This is a genomic window from Xanthomonas sp. NCPPB 1067 (genome assembly GCF_020783795.1).
Classification (GTDB): Bacteria; Pseudomonadota; Gammaproteobacteria; order Xanthomonadales; family Xanthomonadaceae; genus Xanthomonas; species Xanthomonas melonis.
Genome location: NZ_JAJGQG010000039.1, coordinates 13,593 through 30,781, shown reverse-complemented (window position 1 = coordinate 30,781; position 17,189 = coordinate 13,593). Strand labels below are relative to the sequence as shown.

Genomic DNA, 17,189 nt, shown 5'->3' with positions numbered 1-17,189 from the left:
AGCCACAGTCCGGCCACGCCCAGCACCGCCAACCACAGCAGCGCCAGACCGATACGACGGTTGGCGGTCAATTCAAACGCCATGGGATGCATGTCCTGCACTTGCGGCCGAACGTCCACCGGCCGCGCGCGCGGCATCGGGCTGCAGCGGTGCGTTGCCTTTGCTGAGGGCGGGCATGAACTTGCGCAGATCGCCGGACACCTTGAGCGTGTCGCTCAGCCACAGTCCGGCCACGCCCAGCACCGCCAACCACAGCAGCGCCAGACCGATACGACGGTTGGCGGTCAATTCAAATCGCATGCCGCAGCCCTGCGACGACGATCAGATCTCCGACGGCCGCGCACGCGGCAAACGGCAGCGTCGCTGTCGGCATTGCATCGGATCGGCTCACGCGCCCGCGCCGTGGCACAGCGTGGTCAGTGCCGTCGCGTCGGTGACACTGGCCGCCTCGCGTGCAGCGCCAGCCAGCAGCGTGCGCTGCACATCGCCCTTTACCGGCACGCTCTCGATGCAGCGCAGCTCGTCGTTGCGGCCATACAGGCGCAGCTCGCGCACCTGCCTGGCCACCGCCGCGTCCTTGGGCTGCAGCGTCAGCTGCCACGCCTGCATGCGGCCCTGACCGCTGACGCGGTACTGCTGTTCCAGCAGCGCGCGGTCGCCGGCCAGCAACGCGCCGAAGCCGGATTTCAGCCCGGCCAGCTCGGGCACGCGGCGCAACGAAAAGCGGCGCGGCGGCTTGCCTTCGCGCTCCAGCACGCCTTCATCGCCCTGCAGGGTGGTGGTTTCGCGGTACGGCGCGCTGACCTCGCGCACCAATGTCTGCGCATCCGGGCGGCGGTAATGGCCCTGCACGCGCAGCGGCGTCTTCAGCAGCGCCGAGCCACGCAGTTCGACGAACTCGGTACTGACCGGGGCCGGGCGCGCCAGGCGCTGCAGCACCTGGCCCACGTCCAACGCTTCAGGCGGTGCGGCGCATAGCGGTGCGGCGCTGAACAGCAGTGTCAGCATCCACGGCAGGGTGCGGCGCATCGGCATGATGGGTGTTCCAGAAATCGTAGAAGTTGAACCAGTTGTACGGCGCGTAGCGCGTGTAATGTTCCAGCCTGGCAGCGTAATCGCGCATGAGTACCGCCAGCACCGGCGCGCGCTGGCGGCGCGGCAGATCCAGGCCTTCGCTGAAGGTCTCGAATGCCAGCTCGTAATGGTTGCCGCCGCGATACAGGCCGAACGCCAGCACCACCGGGACCTTGAGCGCAGCGGCGATCAGCCACGGCGAGGTCGGGAACATCGCGTTACGGCCGAGGAAGGTTGCCGGCAGGGCCGGGTCGCCCTCGCGCGGGCGGTCGATCAGCAACGCCACCAGCGCACCGGCGTCGGTGGCCTGCTTGATCGCCATGACGATCGAGGTGGCGTCCATCCCGGCGTCGATGATGTTGGCCGCCAGCTGCGGGTTCAGCGCGCCCAGCAGGTCGGTCATGGCGCGGTTGTGCGCCTTGTCCAGGACCACCTTGACCTGCACGTCCGGGCGCTCGGTGGCCAGCACGCGCAGCGCGTCGAAACTGCCCAGGTGCGAACCGAAGATCAGCACGCCGCGGCCGCGATCCATCTGCGTATGCAGCTGGTCCAGGCCGGTGATGTCCACGCGGAAGCGCTGCATCTGCCCGCACAGCATGTACACCCGGTCCAGGATGGTGGAGGCGAACGTATGGATGTGCCGGGCCACGTCGCGCAGCGTGGCCTCGCGTCCGAGTACCCGTGCCAGATAGGCCCGCGAAGCGGCGCGCTCGGGCGCACGCACCAGCAGGAAGTACAGGGTGATCGGGTACAGCAGCGCCCGGCCCACCGTCCGTCCGGCATGCCGTGCGATGCCGCGGATCAGCCACAGCGCGAAGCGCCCGCCACCCTCGGGTCGCTGTTTCCAGTGATTGCTCATGCCGCTGCCTCTGCCACCAGTTCGCCGCTGACCAGCAGTTGCTCGGCACGCTGCACGCGAAAGCGCCAGCGCGGGCCGTCGCCTTCCAGCGTGACCGAAGCGGTCTGGCCGGGCAGCAGCGGCTGCACGAACTTCACCTGCGGCAGCCGCGCCGCCACGCGTGGGCCATGCAATGCCTCCACCGCCTGCAGCACATGGTCGAGCACGACCACGCCAGGCACCACCGGACGCCCCGGAAAGTGTCCGGGCAGGCAGGGATGATCATGCGGCACGACGAAATCCATAAGCTTAGAACTCAGATCCTGGGTTGAAGCATTGCAGCCACGGCCTTGTGTGCCTGCTCGGTCAGTTGCTGGCGATCCGGCGCATCCGGCCCGGTCACCGCGATGGGCGCGCCGATGCGCACGCGAATGATGCCGGGACGTACCCTGAACACACCATCCACCGGCAACACCTTGCCGCACCCGTCCAGCGCCACCGGAACCACCTGCACGCCAGCATCGATAGCGGCCTGCAGCAGCCCGGCCTTGAATGGCAACAACGCACCGCTGCGGCTGCGGGTGCCCTCGGGAAACAGACACAACTGTTTGCCTTCGCGCAGCAGCGCGGCCGCCTGGCGGCGCACCAGCGCGCCGGCCCGGCGGCTGTCGCGGTCCAGGAACAACATGCCGGTGGCGCGCGCATACCAGTTCAGGAACGGCACCTTGAGCATCTCGTCCTTGAGCAGGAACCGCAGCGGCACCGGCAACGCATGGAACAATGCGCAGATATCGATGATCGACTGGTGGTTGCTGACGAACAGGTAGTTCCTGGACCAGTCGACCCGCTCGCGCCCTTCCACGATCACCCGGGCGCCCGCACCGCGGAACAGCACCGGCGCCCACATCCAGGCGCCCATGCGCAGCAGGCGGTCGGCATCGCGGGTGAGCACCAGCAGCAGCAACGCATACACGATGCCGCCGGCGGTAAACACCAGCGTAAAGATCAACTGCAGCAGATTGAATACGGTCCACGCCAAGCGCGACGGCATCCTTGCCAGCGGCATTTTTGTCTTGTCCCCGAAACTGTGCACGAACGTCGGTGCCCTCAGGCCACGCCGTCAGCGTAGCAAATCGCGCCAGAAGTCCGGCCCGAGCCGCGCCATCTGCCGCATGAAGTCGGGCAGATTACGATAGGGCCGCTGCGGAAACCAGCGGCCGCGCAAGAGATACTCCCCGACGAAGAAGCCGCCCACCACCCCATAGGCCAGCAGATTGGCGAACAACGAGGCGCGCGCATCGCTGATCGGCAGCGGCGAGGCATGGCCCAGTTGCGCCAGCACGCCGCTGGGTTCTGCGCACAGGCCCAGCGCCAGGTTGACCAGGGTCAAGCCACACAGCAGCAGGGCCCAGGCCAGGGTGAGCCGGCGCGTATAGCGGTATTGTGCAGGCGTGATCGGCATGTCCGCCTGGCGGTACAGCCCTTCGACGATGCGCGTGATCAAGGGCGTACGCCCGCGCCGCAGGCTACGCCCGAAGAACCAGGCGATCCAGCCGGTGAACACCACCGGCGGTGCGGCCAGCAGCAGCATCGCGTGCGGCGACTGCCACAACGCGCCCAGGCCGGCCAGGGTGGCCACCGCCAGGATCCAGGCCCACGGCCGGCGCGCGACCATCGGTTCGATCAGCACCATCAGCACCAGCAGGCCACCCGCCACGACGGCCAGTTCGGGGCGATGGCTGGCATTGGCCCAGTGCGCCAGCGGCGAATACGCCACCGCCAGCAGCACGCCGACGCCCAGCACCCAGGGCGGCGACTCGCCGGGGGCCGCGGCGGCGGCCTCAGACGGTCTTGTTGGCTTGCACATGCGCCGACAGCTCGCGCAGCGACGCGAAGATGCGACGGTTCTCGTCGTTGTCCGAGCGCAGCTGGAAGCCGTAGCGCTTGCTGATCGCCAGCGCCAGTTCCAGCGCGTCGATCGAATCCAGCCCCAGCCCGGTGTTGAACAACGGCGCCTCCGGATCGATGTCGGCGGGCTGGACGTCTTCCAGGTTCAGGCTTTCGACCAGGAGTTCGGCCAGTTCACGTTCGGCAGCGGTTTGCGAAGACATCCAGAGGTTTCCAGGGTAAAGGGGTGCAGGACAGGACCAGCGCGCCGGCAGTGCGCGGCCGATGGCGGTGGCGGTGCGGGGGCGTCCGGTCGGCAGCGTTGCCGTACCTGGCGGGTCCGCGCGTCCGGCCCACGTCGCATCCGGCGATTGCCTGCGCTTGCGTCGGTGGTCATGAAAGGGATCTACGGCCCGCACAGCTGTCCGGGCCGCCGGTCAGGCTATCATGACTGCATGATGCTCGCCCGCCGCAGGTTCGCTCCAGGATGACTTCCGCAGCTGTTCGCCCCACCCCGACCGCCATGCCGGCAGCCGGGCCGGCTCCCGAACCGCAGTGTCCGGACGTGTTGATCGTCGGCGGCGGGCCGGCCGGCTGCGCTGCGGCGATCGTGCTGGCCGAGCTCGGTTGGGCGGTGACCCTGCTCGAAAAGGCCCAGCATCCGCGCTTTCACATCGGCGAATCGCTGCTGCCGATGAACATGCCCATCCTCGAACGCCTGGGCGTACTCGAGCAGGTGCGCAGCATCGGCGTGCTCAAGCGCGGCGCCGACTTTCCCAACGATCGCGGCGGCTACAACACCTTTCGCTTTTCGCATGCGCTCGATGCCAAGGCCGATTTCGCCTTCCAGGTTCCGCGCGCGCAGTTCGACGAGGTGCTGTTCAAGCGCGCACGTGCGGTGGGCGTGGATGCGCGCGAGCGGATCGCGGTGGAGCAGGTGAACCTGGATGGCGAACAGCCGTTACTGCAGGCACGCACTGCCGACGGCCAGGTGCAGCAGTTCCGCCCGCGCTACCTGCTCGACGCCAGCGGCCGCGACACCTTCCTGGGCAACCGGCTCAAGCTCAAACGCGCCAATGCGAAGCATCAATCGGCCGCGTTGTTCAGCCACTTCCGCGGTGTGACCCGGCGCCCGGGCGAGGATGCCGGCAACATCAGCATCTACCGACACGCGCACGGCTGGATGTGGCTGATCCCGCTGCCCGACGACATCATGAGCGTGGGCGCGGTCTGCTATCCGGAGTACATGAAGACGCGCAAGGGCGACAGCGAGGGATTCTTGATGCGCACGCTGGCGCTCAATGCCGAAGTGAGTGCGCGCATGGCCGGAGCCGAGCGCGTGGCGCCGGTGCACGCCACCGGCAATTACGCTTACGAATGCACGCGCATGGCGGGCCCGCGCTGGCTGATGCTGGGCGATGCCTACACCTTCGTCGACCCGATGTTTTCCTCCGGCGTGTTCCTGGCCATGCACAGCGCCGAGCGCGGTGCGGCGATGGTCGATGCCGTGCTGCGCGCGCCGCAGCACGAAGCCAGGCTGCAGCGCGCGTTGCAACGCGAACTCAAACGCGGCGTGGATGAATTCAAGTGGTTCATCTACCGCTTCACCTCACCGACCATGCGCAGCCTGTTCGCGCAACCGCAGAACGTGCTGCAGCTGGAGCAGGCCGTGGTGGCGATGCTGGCCGGCGATGTCTTCGACAGCCCCGCCGTGCGCCTGCGCCTGCGCGCATTCCGCGCCATCTATGCGCTCACCACCTTGTCGATGATGCCGCGTGCCTGGCAGTCGTGGCGCCAGCGTCGGCGCCAGGCCAGGCTCGGTTTCGATGGCGACACCTTGCAACGAGACAGTCAATGACCGCTTTCCCGGCCCACACCACCCAGCCACTGCGCCACCCACGCCTGCAGGTCGATTATGTCGACCAGACCGACCCGGCCACGCTGCTGGCCGATCCGCAGGTACTGGCGGTGTTCGGCTTCGGCGACGCTGCGCCACGGCTGGACGACCCGCGCTACCTGCGCGTGCCGTTGCAGCCCCACCAGGCGCGCGTGCTGGAAGTGTGGCGCACCGATGCTGCGGTGCGCAGCGGGCGCGATGGCGACATCGCCTGGTCCAGCGACGGTCGCCTGCAGTTCGGCGTGATCGAGATCGACGAGCAGGACGTGGAGATCGAAGAAGCCGCCGCCAGGGCCTACGCCCAGATCACCGCCTTCGTCGGCGCCAGCCAGACCCCGCGCCTGCTGCGTATCTGGAACTATCTGGATGCCATCACCCTGGGCAGCGGCGACCGTGAGCGCTACCGCCAGTTCTGCGTGGGCCGCGCGCGCGGGCTGGGTGCCTTCGACACCGCGCAACTGCCGGCCGCCACCGCGGTGGGCCGCTGCGACGCCGAGCGCGTCATCCAGATCTACTGGCTGGCCGCCGCCGATGCCGGCACCCCGCTGGAGAATCCGCGCCAGGTCAGCGCCTACAACTACCCGCGCCAATACGGCCCGCAGCCGCCGAGCTTCGCCCGCGCGATGCTGCCGCCGGCCGGCAGCGACATGCCGCTGCTGCTATCGGGCACGGCCGCCGTCGTGGGGCACGCATCGATGCACACCGGACAGCTGCTGGCGCAGCTGGAAGAAACCTTCGCCAACTTCGACGCCCTGCTCGGCGCCGCGCGTCAGCACGTGCCTGCCCTGCCCGCACGGTTCGGCGCCGGCACCCGCCTGAAGGTGTACGTGCGCGAGCGCGACGACCTGGAACGGGTCGCGCAAGCGCTGGACGCGCGCTTCGGCCACGCCGTGCCGCGCCTGCTGCTGCACGCAGTGATCTGCCGCGATGAACTGGCGGTGGAGATCGATGGAGTGCACGGCTGACACCGCCTCGCCTCGCACGGCGAGGCGCGTAAAGCCGATCTGTGGACTACCTGCCCGGCACGGGATCGCAGCTGGCGTTGACTCGCCCCGCGTCAGCGCGACGCACCGACCGCACTGCGAGCCGCGCCACGGCTGCGGTCCGCACGTCGGCCTCAGCCGTTGAGCAATTCCAGCACCACATCGCGTGGCAGCTTGCCGGTTTCGTTACGCGGGAGTGCGGCGAGCCTGCGCAGGCGGCGCGGCAGGAACACCGGGTCGATGCTGACGCGCAGGGCGGCAAGGATCTGCGCTTCGTCCAGCGCCGGGGCCACCACCAACGCAGCGATGCGTCCGACCGCCTGTCCGGATTCGGGCATCAGCTGCACGACGATGCCGTCGATCACGCCTGGAACGGCCAGCAGGCGGCGGGTGAGATCGGCCAGTGACGCGCGCTTGCCCGCGATTTCCAGCAGGTCGGCCTGCCGCCCGCGCACCTGGAAGCGCCCGTCGCTGCCGACATCCATCATATCGGCCAGCAACACCGGCTTGGCCAGATGCGGTGCATGCACCAGGGTGCCGGCCTCCTGCATTTGCAGCCGCACGCCCGGCAGCGGGGTCCACGCCGCTTCCAGTGCAGTGCGGCGCACTGCGAACACGCAGGTTTCGGTGGAGCCGAACATCTCGCGCACCTCGCCGCCGAAGCGCGCTTCGGCCGCCGCGGCGATCTCCTGCGCCAACGGCGCGGTCGCCGAGACGATGCCCACCAGCGGCGGCAGCACCACGCCGGATTCGACCAGCGCGCGCAGATGCACCGGCGTGGTCACCAGCACACGCGGCTCCGGAATCTCCGACAGTGCGCGCGCGACATCGTCCGGGAAGAACGGGCGCCCGGCATGCACTGCCAGTTCCGTCACCATCGGCAACAGCACCGACAACTCCATGCCATACATATGCTGCGGCGGCACCGTGGCCACCACATGCGGCACCGCATCGGTGTGCGCCCACAGGCTTTGCAGCGCGACCAGATCCTGCCGCGTACTGGTCAGGAAGCTGCCCCAGGTCTTGGGATTGGGTTGCGGACTGCCGGTGCTGCCGGAAGTGAAACCGATCGCGACCAAGGCGTCGTCGGCCAACTGCGGGATCGGACCGTCGGCCTGCGGGAGTTCGGCCGGCAGCTGCCAGTACTGCGGCGGCGCCAGCTCCAGCGGAAGATCGCCCAGGCAATAGGTCTGGGCATGACGCGCCTGCACTTCGCCGACCACGGCCGGCGCGCGCGAGGACGGCAGCAGCGACACCTGCCCGCGCAGCGCGCAGGCGTAGAACGCCACCATGAAGCGGTAGCGGTCTTCGCACAGATTCACGGCATAGCGCCCATCCGGCAGCTGCTGCGCCACGCCATGCACATGCGCGATGAACGTGGCCAGGTCCACCGACTGCCCGGCACGCCATGCCAACGCCCTGCCGGGCGCACCCACGGCCATGGGATGAAAAACCGAGGGAGCGGGCAGGCTGGACATGGACACCGACGATCGCAAAAGCGCGCTAGCTTGGCCGCCCCCCGGGCCGCTGGCAAGTCGGGAGGTTTCCGGCAGCAGCACGCGGTGGAGGCGCCCCTCATCGCGCACGCACCGACAGGCCGCGCGCCACGCTGCCGACGCATGCACGCGACGCAGTGGAACATCGGTACCGTCCACGCCAGGGAACGGCGCGAACTGCAGCAACGGAGCGTCCTGCCATGCGACTGCGGCAGCGCGCCTGCGTGAATCCTTGCGCACATCGCATCGCTGCACAGCGCACACCATGCTGCGCCGACGTGCTCCACGTGCGATGTCTCACGGTCGCGCTCGCCTTTACTCCATCGTGTTCATGCTCGGAACAACGCCGCATGACCTGTGGCCCAAGCCCCTCGCGCAGACGAGCTGCTAGGCTTGCCCGCTCTCATTGTATCCAGTCGTTACCGATGCCCAGATTGCTGCCGTTGACCCTTCTGCTGCTGACTGCCACCGCACATGCGCAGTCCGCCGCACCGCTCACCATCGAACAGGTGATGGCCGATCCGGACTGGATCGGACCATCGGTCGAGCAGGCGTGGTGGCAATGGGACGGCAAACAGGTGCAGTACCTGCTCAAGCGCAACGGCAGTCCGGTCCGCGACACCTATCGTCAGGGCATCGACGGTGGAGCGGCCGAACGTGTGGCCGATAGCGCACGCGCCGGTCTGGATGCGATCAACCCCAGTTACGACGCCACCCGCCAGCGCATGCTGTTCGCACGCAATGGCGATATCTTCCTGCGCGATCTGCGTTCCGGTGCGCTGACCCAGCTCACCCGCAGCAACGAGGTCGAATCGCGCCCGCAGTTCGCCAGCGATGGTGGTGCGATCTGGCGCGCCGGCAACAACTGGTATCACTGGCGTGCAGATGGCGGCACCGCGCAGGTTGCCGTGGTCAAGGCCGAGCGCGACCCCAACGCTGCACCCAAGGCCGATGTGCTGCGCGAGCAGCAACTGGCCACGCTGGCCACGCTGCGCCGCGATCGCGAACAGCGCGATGCGCTGCGCACGCAGGAAGACGCCTGGCGCCGTGCCGATGCCACTCGCGCCGCCGCGCCGGTCTACCTGGGCGAGGACGTGGAGATCGTCGACAGCGCCCTGTCGCCGGACGGCCGTCACCTGCTGGTGGTCACCCAGGCCAAGAACGCCGAGGAAGGCCAGGCCGGCAAAATGCCCAAGTACATCACCGAATCCGGTTACGAAGAATTCCAGGAGGTACGTACCCGCGTGGGTCGCAATGCGCCGGTTGCGCACACGCTGTGGCTGGTGGATGTCGCCGCCGGTAGCGCACGACAACTGGCGTTCGACGCGCTGCCGGGCATCGCCACCGATCCGCTGGCGAGCCTGCGCAAGGCGGCCAAGCGCGATGCGCTCAAGGGCAACCGCGCGGTGCGCGTGGAAAGCGACGGCGATGGCAGCGGGCCGGCAGTGCACTGGAGCGACGACGGCCGCAACGTGGCGGTGGAAATCCGCGCGGTGGACAACAAGGATCGCTGGATCGCCAGCGTGGATCTGGATGCAGCCAAGCTGCAGCCGCGGCACCGCCTGAGCGATGGTGCCTGGATCAACTGGGACTTCAACGATTTCGGCTGGTTGCCCGACAACCGTACGCTATGGCTGCTGTCCGAAGAATCCGGCTATTCCCAGCTGTACACCATCGAAGGCAACGGCAAGCCGCGCCAGCGCACACGCGGCAAGTGGGAAGTGTCGATGCCGGTGCCCAGCGCCGATGGCAGCGGCATGTACTTCCTGTGCAACCAGCAGTGGCCGGGCGACTACGAGGTGTGCAAGCTCGATCTACGCACCGATGCGCTCACCGAGGTGACCGCGCTGAACGGCGTGGAAGGCTTCAGCCTGTCGCCGGACGGACAGCGACTGCTGGTGCGTTATTCCGGCGCCTACCTGCCACCACAGTTGGCGGTGGTGCCGGCCGCAGGCGGCCAGGCCCGCGTGCTCACCGATACGCGCACGCCGGCCTTCAAGGCGCAGCCGTGGATCGCACCGCAGTACGTGCAGGTGCCGTCCAAACACGGCGCCGGCACCGTCTGGGGCAAGTACTACGGCCCACAGACGCCCGAGCCGGGCAAGCAGTATCCGATCGTGATGTTCGTGCACGGTGCCGGCTATCTGCAGAACGTGTCGCAGCGCTACACGCCCTACTTCCGCGAGCAGATGTTCCACAACCTGCTGGTCCAGCAGGGCTACATCGTGCTGGATCTGGATTACCGCGCCTCCGAGGGCTATGGCCGTAACTGGCGCACTGCGATCTATCGCAACATGGGCCACCCGGAGCTGGAAGACTATCTGGACGGCCTGGACTGGCTGGTGAGCACCAAGCAGGGCGATCGCACGCGTGCCGGCATCTACGGCGGTTCCTACGGTGGTTTCATGACTTACATGGCCCTGTTCCGCAGCCCCGGCACGTTCAAGGCGGGCGCCGCGCTGCGCCCGGTGGGCGACTGGATGCAGTACAACCACGAGTACACCTCCAACATCCTCAACACCCCCGAGCTGGATCCGCAGGCCTACAAGACCTCGTCGCCGATCAACTACGCCGATGGCCTGCGCGACCACCTGCTGATCGCGCACGGCATGATCGACGACAACGTGTTCTTCAAGGATTCGGTGGACATGACCCAGAAGCTGATCGAGCTGCACAAGGACAACTGGCAGGTGGCGCCGTATCCGCTGGAACGCCATGGCTTCACCCGCGCCGATGCCTGGCTGGACGAGTACAAGCGCATCCTCAAGCTGTTCAACGAACAGGTGAAGCCACAGCGCTGAGCCAGGTACTGCACGCGTGGCCGCACGCGTGCAGCCACTGCGCGGGTGCGGTGCCAGCGCGCCGGAGCCGCTGCGGCGTATCGCCGACATTCCGCGCGGCGGCCGGCAGGTCTTCGGCAGCCGCCACGGCTGCGCTGCGTGCACGCTGCCGCCCGGACGGCGGGCCTGGATCCGGGCCGACGACGCCCCGACGGCAGGCGCCGGTTGTACGGCGCTCACCTGCATGGACGCAGGTCGCTCTAAGCTTGCACGCAGCGCGGTACAGTGACGGGCGCGACGCCCGGCTGCACCGATGCTCCGCCTGCTCGTTGCGTCGTCGGGCTTGCGGCAGCTTCCATCCACCCGGCGCACACGAGGGAGAGGCGATGGGCCTGTGGGACCGTTTGTTTGGACGCAAGACCGCCGCAGCGACGACGCAGCGGGCAGAACCCACGCTTGCGTCTGCGCCAGAGGCCGACGACGCAGCATCGGCGCCCCCCATCGATCCCGTATTGCAGCCGGCGCTGACGGCCTTTCAACGTGGCGAGCATCTGGCCGCCTACGCAGCCGCGCAGCCGCAGCTGCAGCGCGGCGCCGATGCGCAGCGCCTGTGCGCCCTGTCCCTGAGCGCACTGGATCGTTACGCCGAGGCCTACCCGCATTGGCTGGCGCTGTACGAACTGGAGCCGAGCGCGCACAACGCGCTGCAGCTGGCCACCACGTCGGTGATGTGCAACGAGATCGCGCGCGGCGAGCAGTGGCTGCTGACCTTCGACGATCTCAATGCGCAGGAGCGTTCCACCTCGCCGGCCACCGCACGCACCAGCTTTCTCACCGCGCTCACCCGCGCCGGCCATGGCGCGCACGCGCTACCGCATCTGGAATGGCTGCGCGAGGCCTACGCCGGCATGTCGATCACCGACAGCCATTTTCTCTATGTCCGTGGCCTGCCGTTCCTGGAGACCTTTCTCGAACGCAGCGCTCCGCTGTTGCAGCAGTGTCTGCCGGCCGGCGCCGTCGCGGCCTGGTACGCCCAATTGCAGCCGTCGCTGGATCCGCCCGGCCAGGCGGCGGTGGCGGTACACATCGCGTCGCTGCGATGAGCACGGCGCCTTCCACGCATGCCCCCTCCCCCGGCGGCCTGGTGACGCCGCTGGCATGGGTGTCGCTGCTGCTGGGCGTGGTCAGCACGCTGGGCAACCTGCTCCAGGTGCTGATGCTCGTGGCGATGCCCGACGCGGCCAGGCTGGCCTTGCCCGCGGGCATCGTCCTGCCGTCGTCCTGGCAGTGGCTGATCGACCACGCGATGTCGCTGTCGGTCCTCGGCGCGGTGCTGTCGGCATTGTTCGCCTGGTTGAGCTGGGCATTGCTGCAACGGCGCGAATGGGCACGCATCGGCTTCGTGGTGGTGCTGGTCGCCACCGGCGTGCTGAATTTCGCCGGGCTGGCGCTGATCGGACCGCTGTTCGACGGCGTGCAGGCGATGCTGCCGGCCGAACTGCTGCACAGCCCGGAGTGGCCGCAACTGCAGGCGCGCCTGCAGGCCACCCGGCAGATCGCACTGGTGCTGGCGGGCCTTGGTGCGTTGGCGATCGGCGGCGTGCACGCGGCGCTGGCCTGGCGGCTGTGTACGCCTGCGGTGCGCGCGGAGTTCGGTTGACCGAACCTGCGGTCGGCGCACAGCGCCCTGCGGTCGTTCCATCCAGCCCTGGCGGGTGATACGCCGCCGACGTCCCGGCCTGCGTTTGCCCTACGCGCCCGACACCTGGCAACTGTGGCGCATCGCCCTGCGACAAACGGGCGCGCGCGGGTCGGCGCATCGGCTGCGATGCACCGCTTAGAATTGGGTCATGAACGAATTCGACCGTGTACGCGATTATCTGACCGACCTGCAGGACCGCATCTGCGCCGCGGTGGAAGCCGCCGATGGCCGAGCGCGCTTCTCCGAGGACTTATGGCAACGCGAGGAAGGCGGTGGCGGGCGCACCCGCATCCTGCGCGATGGCGCGGTGTTCGAGCAGGCCGGTATCGGGTTTTCGGACGTGTCCGGCACCCGTCTGCCGCCATCGGCCAGTGCGCACCGGCCCGAACTGGCCGGCGCGACCTGGCGTGCCTGCGGTGTGTCGCTGGTGTTCCATCCGCACAATCCGCACGTACCGACCACGCACATGAACGTGCGTTACTTCCGTGCCGAACGCGACGGCGCAGTGGTCGCGGCCTGGTTCGGCGGCGGCTTCGATCTCACGCCGTTCTATCCCGTAGACGCAGACGTGCAGCACTGGCATCGCACCGCGCAGGCACTCTGCGCGCCCTTCGGCGAGGAGCGCTATGCCGCGCACAAGCGCTGGTGCGACGAGTATTTCTTCCTGCGCCACCGCAACGAGACGCGGGGCGTGGGCGGGCTGTTCTTCGACGACCTGGGCCAGGACTTCGAGCGCGACTTCGCCTATCAGCAGGCGGTGGGCAATGGGTTCCTGGACGCCTACATGCCGATCGTGGAGCGCCGCAAGGACACCGCGTTCGGCGAACGCGAACGCGAGTTCCAGCTATACCGCCGCGGGCGCTATGTGGAGTTCAACCTGGTCTACGACCGCGGCACCCTGTTCGGGCTGCAGAGCGGCGGGCGCGCCGAGAGCATTCTGATGAGCCTGCCGCCACGCGTACGCTGGGAGTATGGCTATGCGGCCGACCCGGGCAGCGCCGAGGCGCGCCTGCTGGATTACCTGGTGCCTCGCGACTGGCTGGGTTGACTCGCCCGAGGTGGCGCAAGCGCAGACGAGCCGCCATCGCTTGCCATTGGAGCAGCGCCGTCTTCGGCAGCTTCATTCTGCAATGCCGCATTAGGCACCCAATCGATTAAGAGCGGCTAACAACACTACTGCGCAGCCGCCAGGCGGGCGCGGCCGGTGCTCGGAATCCTCATGTACCACTCGTACACTCCGGTTCCTCCGCGCCGTCCACACCCACCTGGACGACTGCTCGCTACGTTCTGTTAGCCGCTCTAAATCTGAATTGGGGAAATGAAACGCTGTGTTGATTCAATGCATTAATCGCCCCTATTTAAATTTGTGATTGCTCGGGACGACGCTGCGTGCCGTTTCCATGCTGCGGCGCAATGCAATCCGGGTTGCGAACACAAATAAAAAGCCCCGCAGACCAGGGGGAGGTCGGCGGGGCCAGGGAACGGAAACTTGGGGAGGAGTTTCCGCTCCGAGATCTGCTCCAGGGGATGGGAGAGATCTGCCGACAGGCGTTGCGCCCGTCGAGGGATATAACACCATTTTCTACATTGATGGATCGTGAAGATTACTGTTAAAAAAATGTAGAATTTAGCGGTTATTCATTCCCTTGCCGCTGCGTGCGGTCGCATTATGATGGACGCTTTGTATAGCTAATCTGTGTATCCAGCATATCCGCGTGAATCGCGGCGTCAGTGCGCCTGGTCCCAGTTATCGCCGATACCGGAATCCACCACCAGCGGCACCCTCAACTCGGCCGCCGCTGCCATGCGTGTCGTGACCTCGCCCAGCAGCGTGTCGACGAAATCGACGTCCGCTTCGAACACCAGTTCGTCGTGCACCTGCAGGATCATCTTCGCGCATTGCGCATGGTCGGCGATCCAGCCGTCCACGCTGACCATGGCGCGCTTGATGATGTCGGCGGCGGTGCCCTGCATCGGTGCGTTGATCGCAGCGCGCTCGGCGCCGGCGCGCTGGCCCTGGCTGCCGGCGTTGATGAAGTCCAGATACAGGCGACGGCCGAACACGGTTTCCACGTAGCCCTTGTCGCGCGCCTGCTGGCGGGTGCTCTCCATGAAGTCGCGCACGCCGGGGTAGCGGCTGAAGTACAGCGCGATGTAGTCCTGCGCTTCGCCACGGCCGATGCCCAGCTGGCGGGCCAGACCGAAGGCGCTCATGCCGTACATCAGGCCGAAGTTGATCGCCTTGGCAGCGCGGCGCTCATCCCCGCTGACAGTGTCGATGGTGCGGCCGAACACTTCGGCGGCGGTGGCGCGGTGCACGTCGGCGCCGGATTCGAACGCGCCCACCAGGCCGGGGTCGCCGGACAGGTGCGCCATGATGCGCAGTTCGATCTGCGAGTAGTCGCAGGCGATCAGCTTGCGCCCGGCCGGGGCGACGAAGGCGCGGCGGATGCGGCGGCCGTCCTCGGTACGGATCGGGATGTTCTGCAGGTTGGGGTCGGACGAGGACAGGCGCCCGGTCGCGGCGCCGGCCTGGTGGTAGCTGGTGTGCACGCGCCCGGATTGCGGGTGGATCATCTCCGGCAGCTTGTCGGTGTAGGTGCTGCGCAGCTTGGCCAGGCCGCGGTACTCCAGGATCACCCGTGGCAGCTCGTGCTGGTCGGCGATGGCCTCCAGCGCCTCCTCGTTGGTCGACGGCTGGCCCTTGGGCGTCTTGACCACCGCGGGCAGCTTGAGTTCGTCGAACAGCAGCGCCTGCAGCTGCTTAGGCGAGTCCAGGTTGAAGCTGCGCCCGGCCAGCTCGGTGGCCTTCTGCTGGGCGGCGAGCATGCGCTTGGACAGGTCCGCGCTCTGGCGGCGCAGTTCGGCCGCGTCCACGCACACGCCATTGGCCTCGATGCGCGCCAGCACGCTCACCAGCGGCATTTCGATCTCGCGGTACACACGCTCCAGGCCGGGCTCGGCGGCCAGCTTGGAGCCGAGCACCTGGTGCAGGCGCAGGGTGATGTCGGCGTCTTCGGCGGCGTAGCGGGTGGCATCTTCCAGGCTGACGTGGGCGAAGGGGATCTGCTTGGCGCCCTTGCCGCAGATGTCTTCGTACTTGACTGTGTCGTAGCCCAGGTAGCGCTTGGCCAGGCTGTCCATGTCGTGCCGGGCGCTGCCGGAATTGAGCACGAAGCTCTCCAGCAAGGTGTCGTCGGCATAGCCGGCCAGTTCCACGCCATGCCGGCGCATCACGTGCAGGTCGTACTTGCCGTGCTGGCCGAGCTTGCGCACGGCCGGGTCGGTGAGCAGCGGCGCCAGCTGCGCCAGCGCCTGGGTGCGGTCGAGCTGGGCCGGGGCGCCGGGGAAGTCGTGGCCGAACGGCAGGTAGGCGGCCTGGCCGGGCTCGGCGGCGACGCTGAGGCCGATCAGGTTGGCCTGCAGGGCGTCCAGGCTGTCGGTTTCGGTATCGAAGGCGAACTGGCCGGCGGCGCGCAGCCGCGCGATCCAGCTGTCCAGCTGTTCCTGGGTGAGGATGGCCTCGTACTGGCCGGGCGCGGCCAATGCCGGGTCCAGGTCCACCGGCGCGCTGGCCGGGCCGGAGACGAAGCCGGTGCCGCGGGCGCGGCCGGGTTCGGTGCGCGCCACCGCCATCGCATCGGTCTGCGCCCCGGTTGCGGCAGCGCCACCAAGTTCGCGCAGCGCCTGGCTGAAACCGTAGCGCGCATACAGCGCCGCCAGCGCCTCGGGGTTGGGCTCGCGCAGCTCCAGCGCGCGCGGGCCGCTGGCCAGCGCCACGTCGGTCTTGATGGTGACCAATTCGCGATTGAGCGGCAGCCGCGGCAGCGCGGCGCGCAGGTTGTCGCCGATCTTGCCCTTGATCCTGTCGGCGTTGGCGATGACGCCATCGAGCGAGTCGTACTCGGCCAGCCACTTGGCGGCGGTCTTGGGGCCGCACTTTTCCACGCCGGGTACGTTGTCGATGGCATCGCCCATCAGCGCCAGCAGATCGACGATCTGGTCCGGCCGCACACCGAACTTGGCCACCACCGCCTCGTCCGAATCCATGCGGCTGCCGCTCATGGTGTTGACCAGCTCCACGCCCGGGCGCACCAACTGGGCGAAGTCCTTGTCGCCGGTGGAGATGGTGACGGCCAGGCCGTCGGCCGCGCCCTGCAGCGCCAGCGTGCCGATCACATCGTCGGCTTCCACGCCGTCGATGCGCAGGATGTCGATGCCCAGCGCATGCACGATGTCGCACATCGGCTGCACCTGCGCGCGCAGGTCGTCGGGCATCGACGGGCGGTTGGCCTTGTAGTCGGCATACAAGTCATCACGGAAGGTCTTACCGGGCGCATCCACCACGAAGGCGACGTAGGCCGGGCGCTCCTTCAAGGTGGCGCGCAACATGTTGACCACGCCGAACAAGGCGCCGGTGGGCTCGCCCTGGGCGTTGGTCAGCGGCGGAAGCGCGTGGAACGCGCGGTACAGGTAACTGGACCCGTCGATCAGGACTAATCTGCTCATGGCCCGATTCTACGCTGCACGTC

Annotated in this window: 15 protein-coding genes and 1 other RNA gene; 7 read left to right on the top strand and 9 right to left on the bottom strand. The window is 67.9% G+C overall.

All coding sequences use genetic code 11. The features are described 5' to 3' along the window. Positions 1-72 precede the first annotated feature (72 nt). The 7 genes from LL962_RS19460 to xanC all read right to left on the bottom strand — a co-directional run bounded on the left by LL962_RS19460 (position 73) and on the right by xanC (position 4,023). Positions 73-300: a hypothetical protein gene (locus LL962_RS19460; RefSeq protein WP_104587759.1), complete on the bottom strand. Its 228-nt coding sequence runs from the start codon at positions 298-300 to the stop codon at positions 73-75. Between the two features lie 87 nt (positions 301-387). Then, positions 388-1,035 (bottom strand): LolA-related protein, encoded by a 648-nt coding sequence (locus tag LL962_RS19455; protein WP_104587760.1) that lies wholly within the window; start codon positions 1,033-1,035, stop codon positions 388-390. Continuing rightward, positions 959-1,933, bottom strand: a complete 975-nt coding sequence (locus LL962_RS19450) for an LpxL/LpxP family acyltransferase (RefSeq protein WP_104587761.1) — start codon at positions 1,931-1,933, stop codon at positions 959-961. The genes LL962_RS19455 and LL962_RS19450 overlap by 77 nt, the downstream gene beginning before the upstream one ends. Then, a complete protein-coding gene (locus LL962_RS19445; protein ID WP_228318091.1) occupies positions 1,930-2,157 on the bottom strand; it encodes a hypothetical protein in 228 nt (75 codons plus the stop codon). The genes LL962_RS19450 and LL962_RS19445 overlap by 4 nt, the downstream gene beginning before the upstream one ends. A 71-nt stretch (positions 2,158-2,228) precedes the next feature. After that, on the bottom strand, positions 2,229-2,978 hold the full coding sequence (locus LL962_RS19440; protein WP_228318090.1) for a lysophospholipid acyltransferase family protein: 750 nt from the start codon (positions 2,976-2,978) through the stop codon (positions 2,229-2,231). A gap of 54 nt (positions 2,979-3,032) precedes the next feature. Beyond that, on the bottom strand, positions 3,033-3,716 hold the full coding sequence (locus tag LL962_RS19435; protein ID WP_167395361.1) for a ketosynthase: 684 nt from the start codon (positions 3,714-3,716) through the stop codon (positions 3,033-3,035). Between the two features lie 37 nt (positions 3,717-3,753). Next, positions 3,754-4,023: a xanthomonadin biosynthesis acyl carrier protein XanC gene (xanC, locus tag LL962_RS19430; protein WP_104587765.1), complete on the bottom strand. Its 270-nt coding sequence runs from the start codon at positions 4,021-4,023 to the stop codon at positions 3,754-3,756. Between the two features lie 299 nt (positions 4,024-4,322). Between xanC and LL962_RS19425 the strand changes: the two genes are divergently transcribed. Further along, positions 4,323-5,657 carry an NAD(P)/FAD-dependent oxidoreductase gene (locus LL962_RS19425; protein ID WP_228318094.1) on the top strand — a complete coding sequence of 445 codons (1,335 nt, stop codon included), beginning with the start codon at positions 4,323-4,325 and terminating at the stop codon, positions 5,655-5,657. Continuing rightward, positions 5,654-6,661 (top strand): chorismate transformation enzyme, FkbO/Hyg5 family, encoded by a 1,008-nt coding sequence (locus LL962_RS19420; protein ID WP_167395358.1) that lies wholly within the window; start codon positions 5,654-5,656, stop codon positions 6,659-6,661. Before LL962_RS19425 ends, LL962_RS19420 begins: the two co-directional genes overlap by 4 nt. 152 nt (positions 6,662-6,813) lie before the next feature. Here LL962_RS19420 and LL962_RS19415 read toward each other — a convergent pair whose 3' ends face one another. Next, the gene (locus tag LL962_RS19415; RefSeq protein WP_208621453.1) at positions 6,814-8,157 is read right to left on the bottom strand and encodes an AMP-binding protein; all 1,344 of its coding nucleotides are present in this window, start codon (positions 8,155-8,157) and stop codon (positions 6,814-6,816) included. A 452-nt stretch (positions 8,158-8,609) separates the two neighbouring features. On the opposite strand from LL962_RS19415, the gene LL962_RS19410 reads away from it, so the two are divergent. The 5 genes from LL962_RS19410 (at position 8,610) to LL962_RS19390 (ending at position 13,953) form a co-directional block, all read left to right on the top strand. Beyond that, positions 8,610-10,976, top strand: a complete 2,367-nt coding sequence (locus LL962_RS19410) for a S9 family peptidase (RefSeq protein ID WP_228318093.1) — start codon at positions 8,610-8,612, stop codon at positions 10,974-10,976. Positions 10,977-11,341: 365 nt separating this feature from the next. After that, positions 11,342-12,058, top strand: a complete 717-nt coding sequence (locus LL962_RS19405) for a hypothetical protein (protein WP_228318089.1) — start codon at positions 11,342-11,344, stop codon at positions 12,056-12,058. Continuing rightward, positions 12,055-12,615: a hypothetical protein gene (locus LL962_RS19400; RefSeq protein ID WP_228318088.1), complete on the top strand. Its 561-nt coding sequence runs from the start codon at positions 12,055-12,057 to the stop codon at positions 12,613-12,615. The genes LL962_RS19405 and LL962_RS19400 overlap by 4 nt, the downstream gene beginning before the upstream one ends. 190 nt (positions 12,616-12,805) lie before the next feature. Then, the gene (hemF, locus tag LL962_RS19395) at positions 12,806-13,705 is read left to right on the top strand and encodes an oxygen-dependent coproporphyrinogen oxidase (RefSeq protein ID WP_104587771.1); all 900 of its coding nucleotides are present in this window, start codon (positions 12,806-12,808) and stop codon (positions 13,703-13,705) included. A gap of 171 nt (positions 13,706-13,876) precedes the next feature. After that, positions 13,877-13,953: non-coding RNA, sX9 sRNA (locus LL962_RS19390), on the top strand. Between the two features lie 432 nt (positions 13,954-14,385). On the opposite strand, the gene polA is transcribed toward LL962_RS19390, so the two are convergent. Beyond that, positions 14,386-17,166, bottom strand: a complete 2,781-nt coding sequence (gene polA, locus LL962_RS19385; protein ID WP_228318087.1) for a DNA polymerase I — start codon at positions 17,164-17,166, stop codon at positions 14,386-14,388. Positions 17,167-17,189 lie beyond the last annotated feature (23 nt).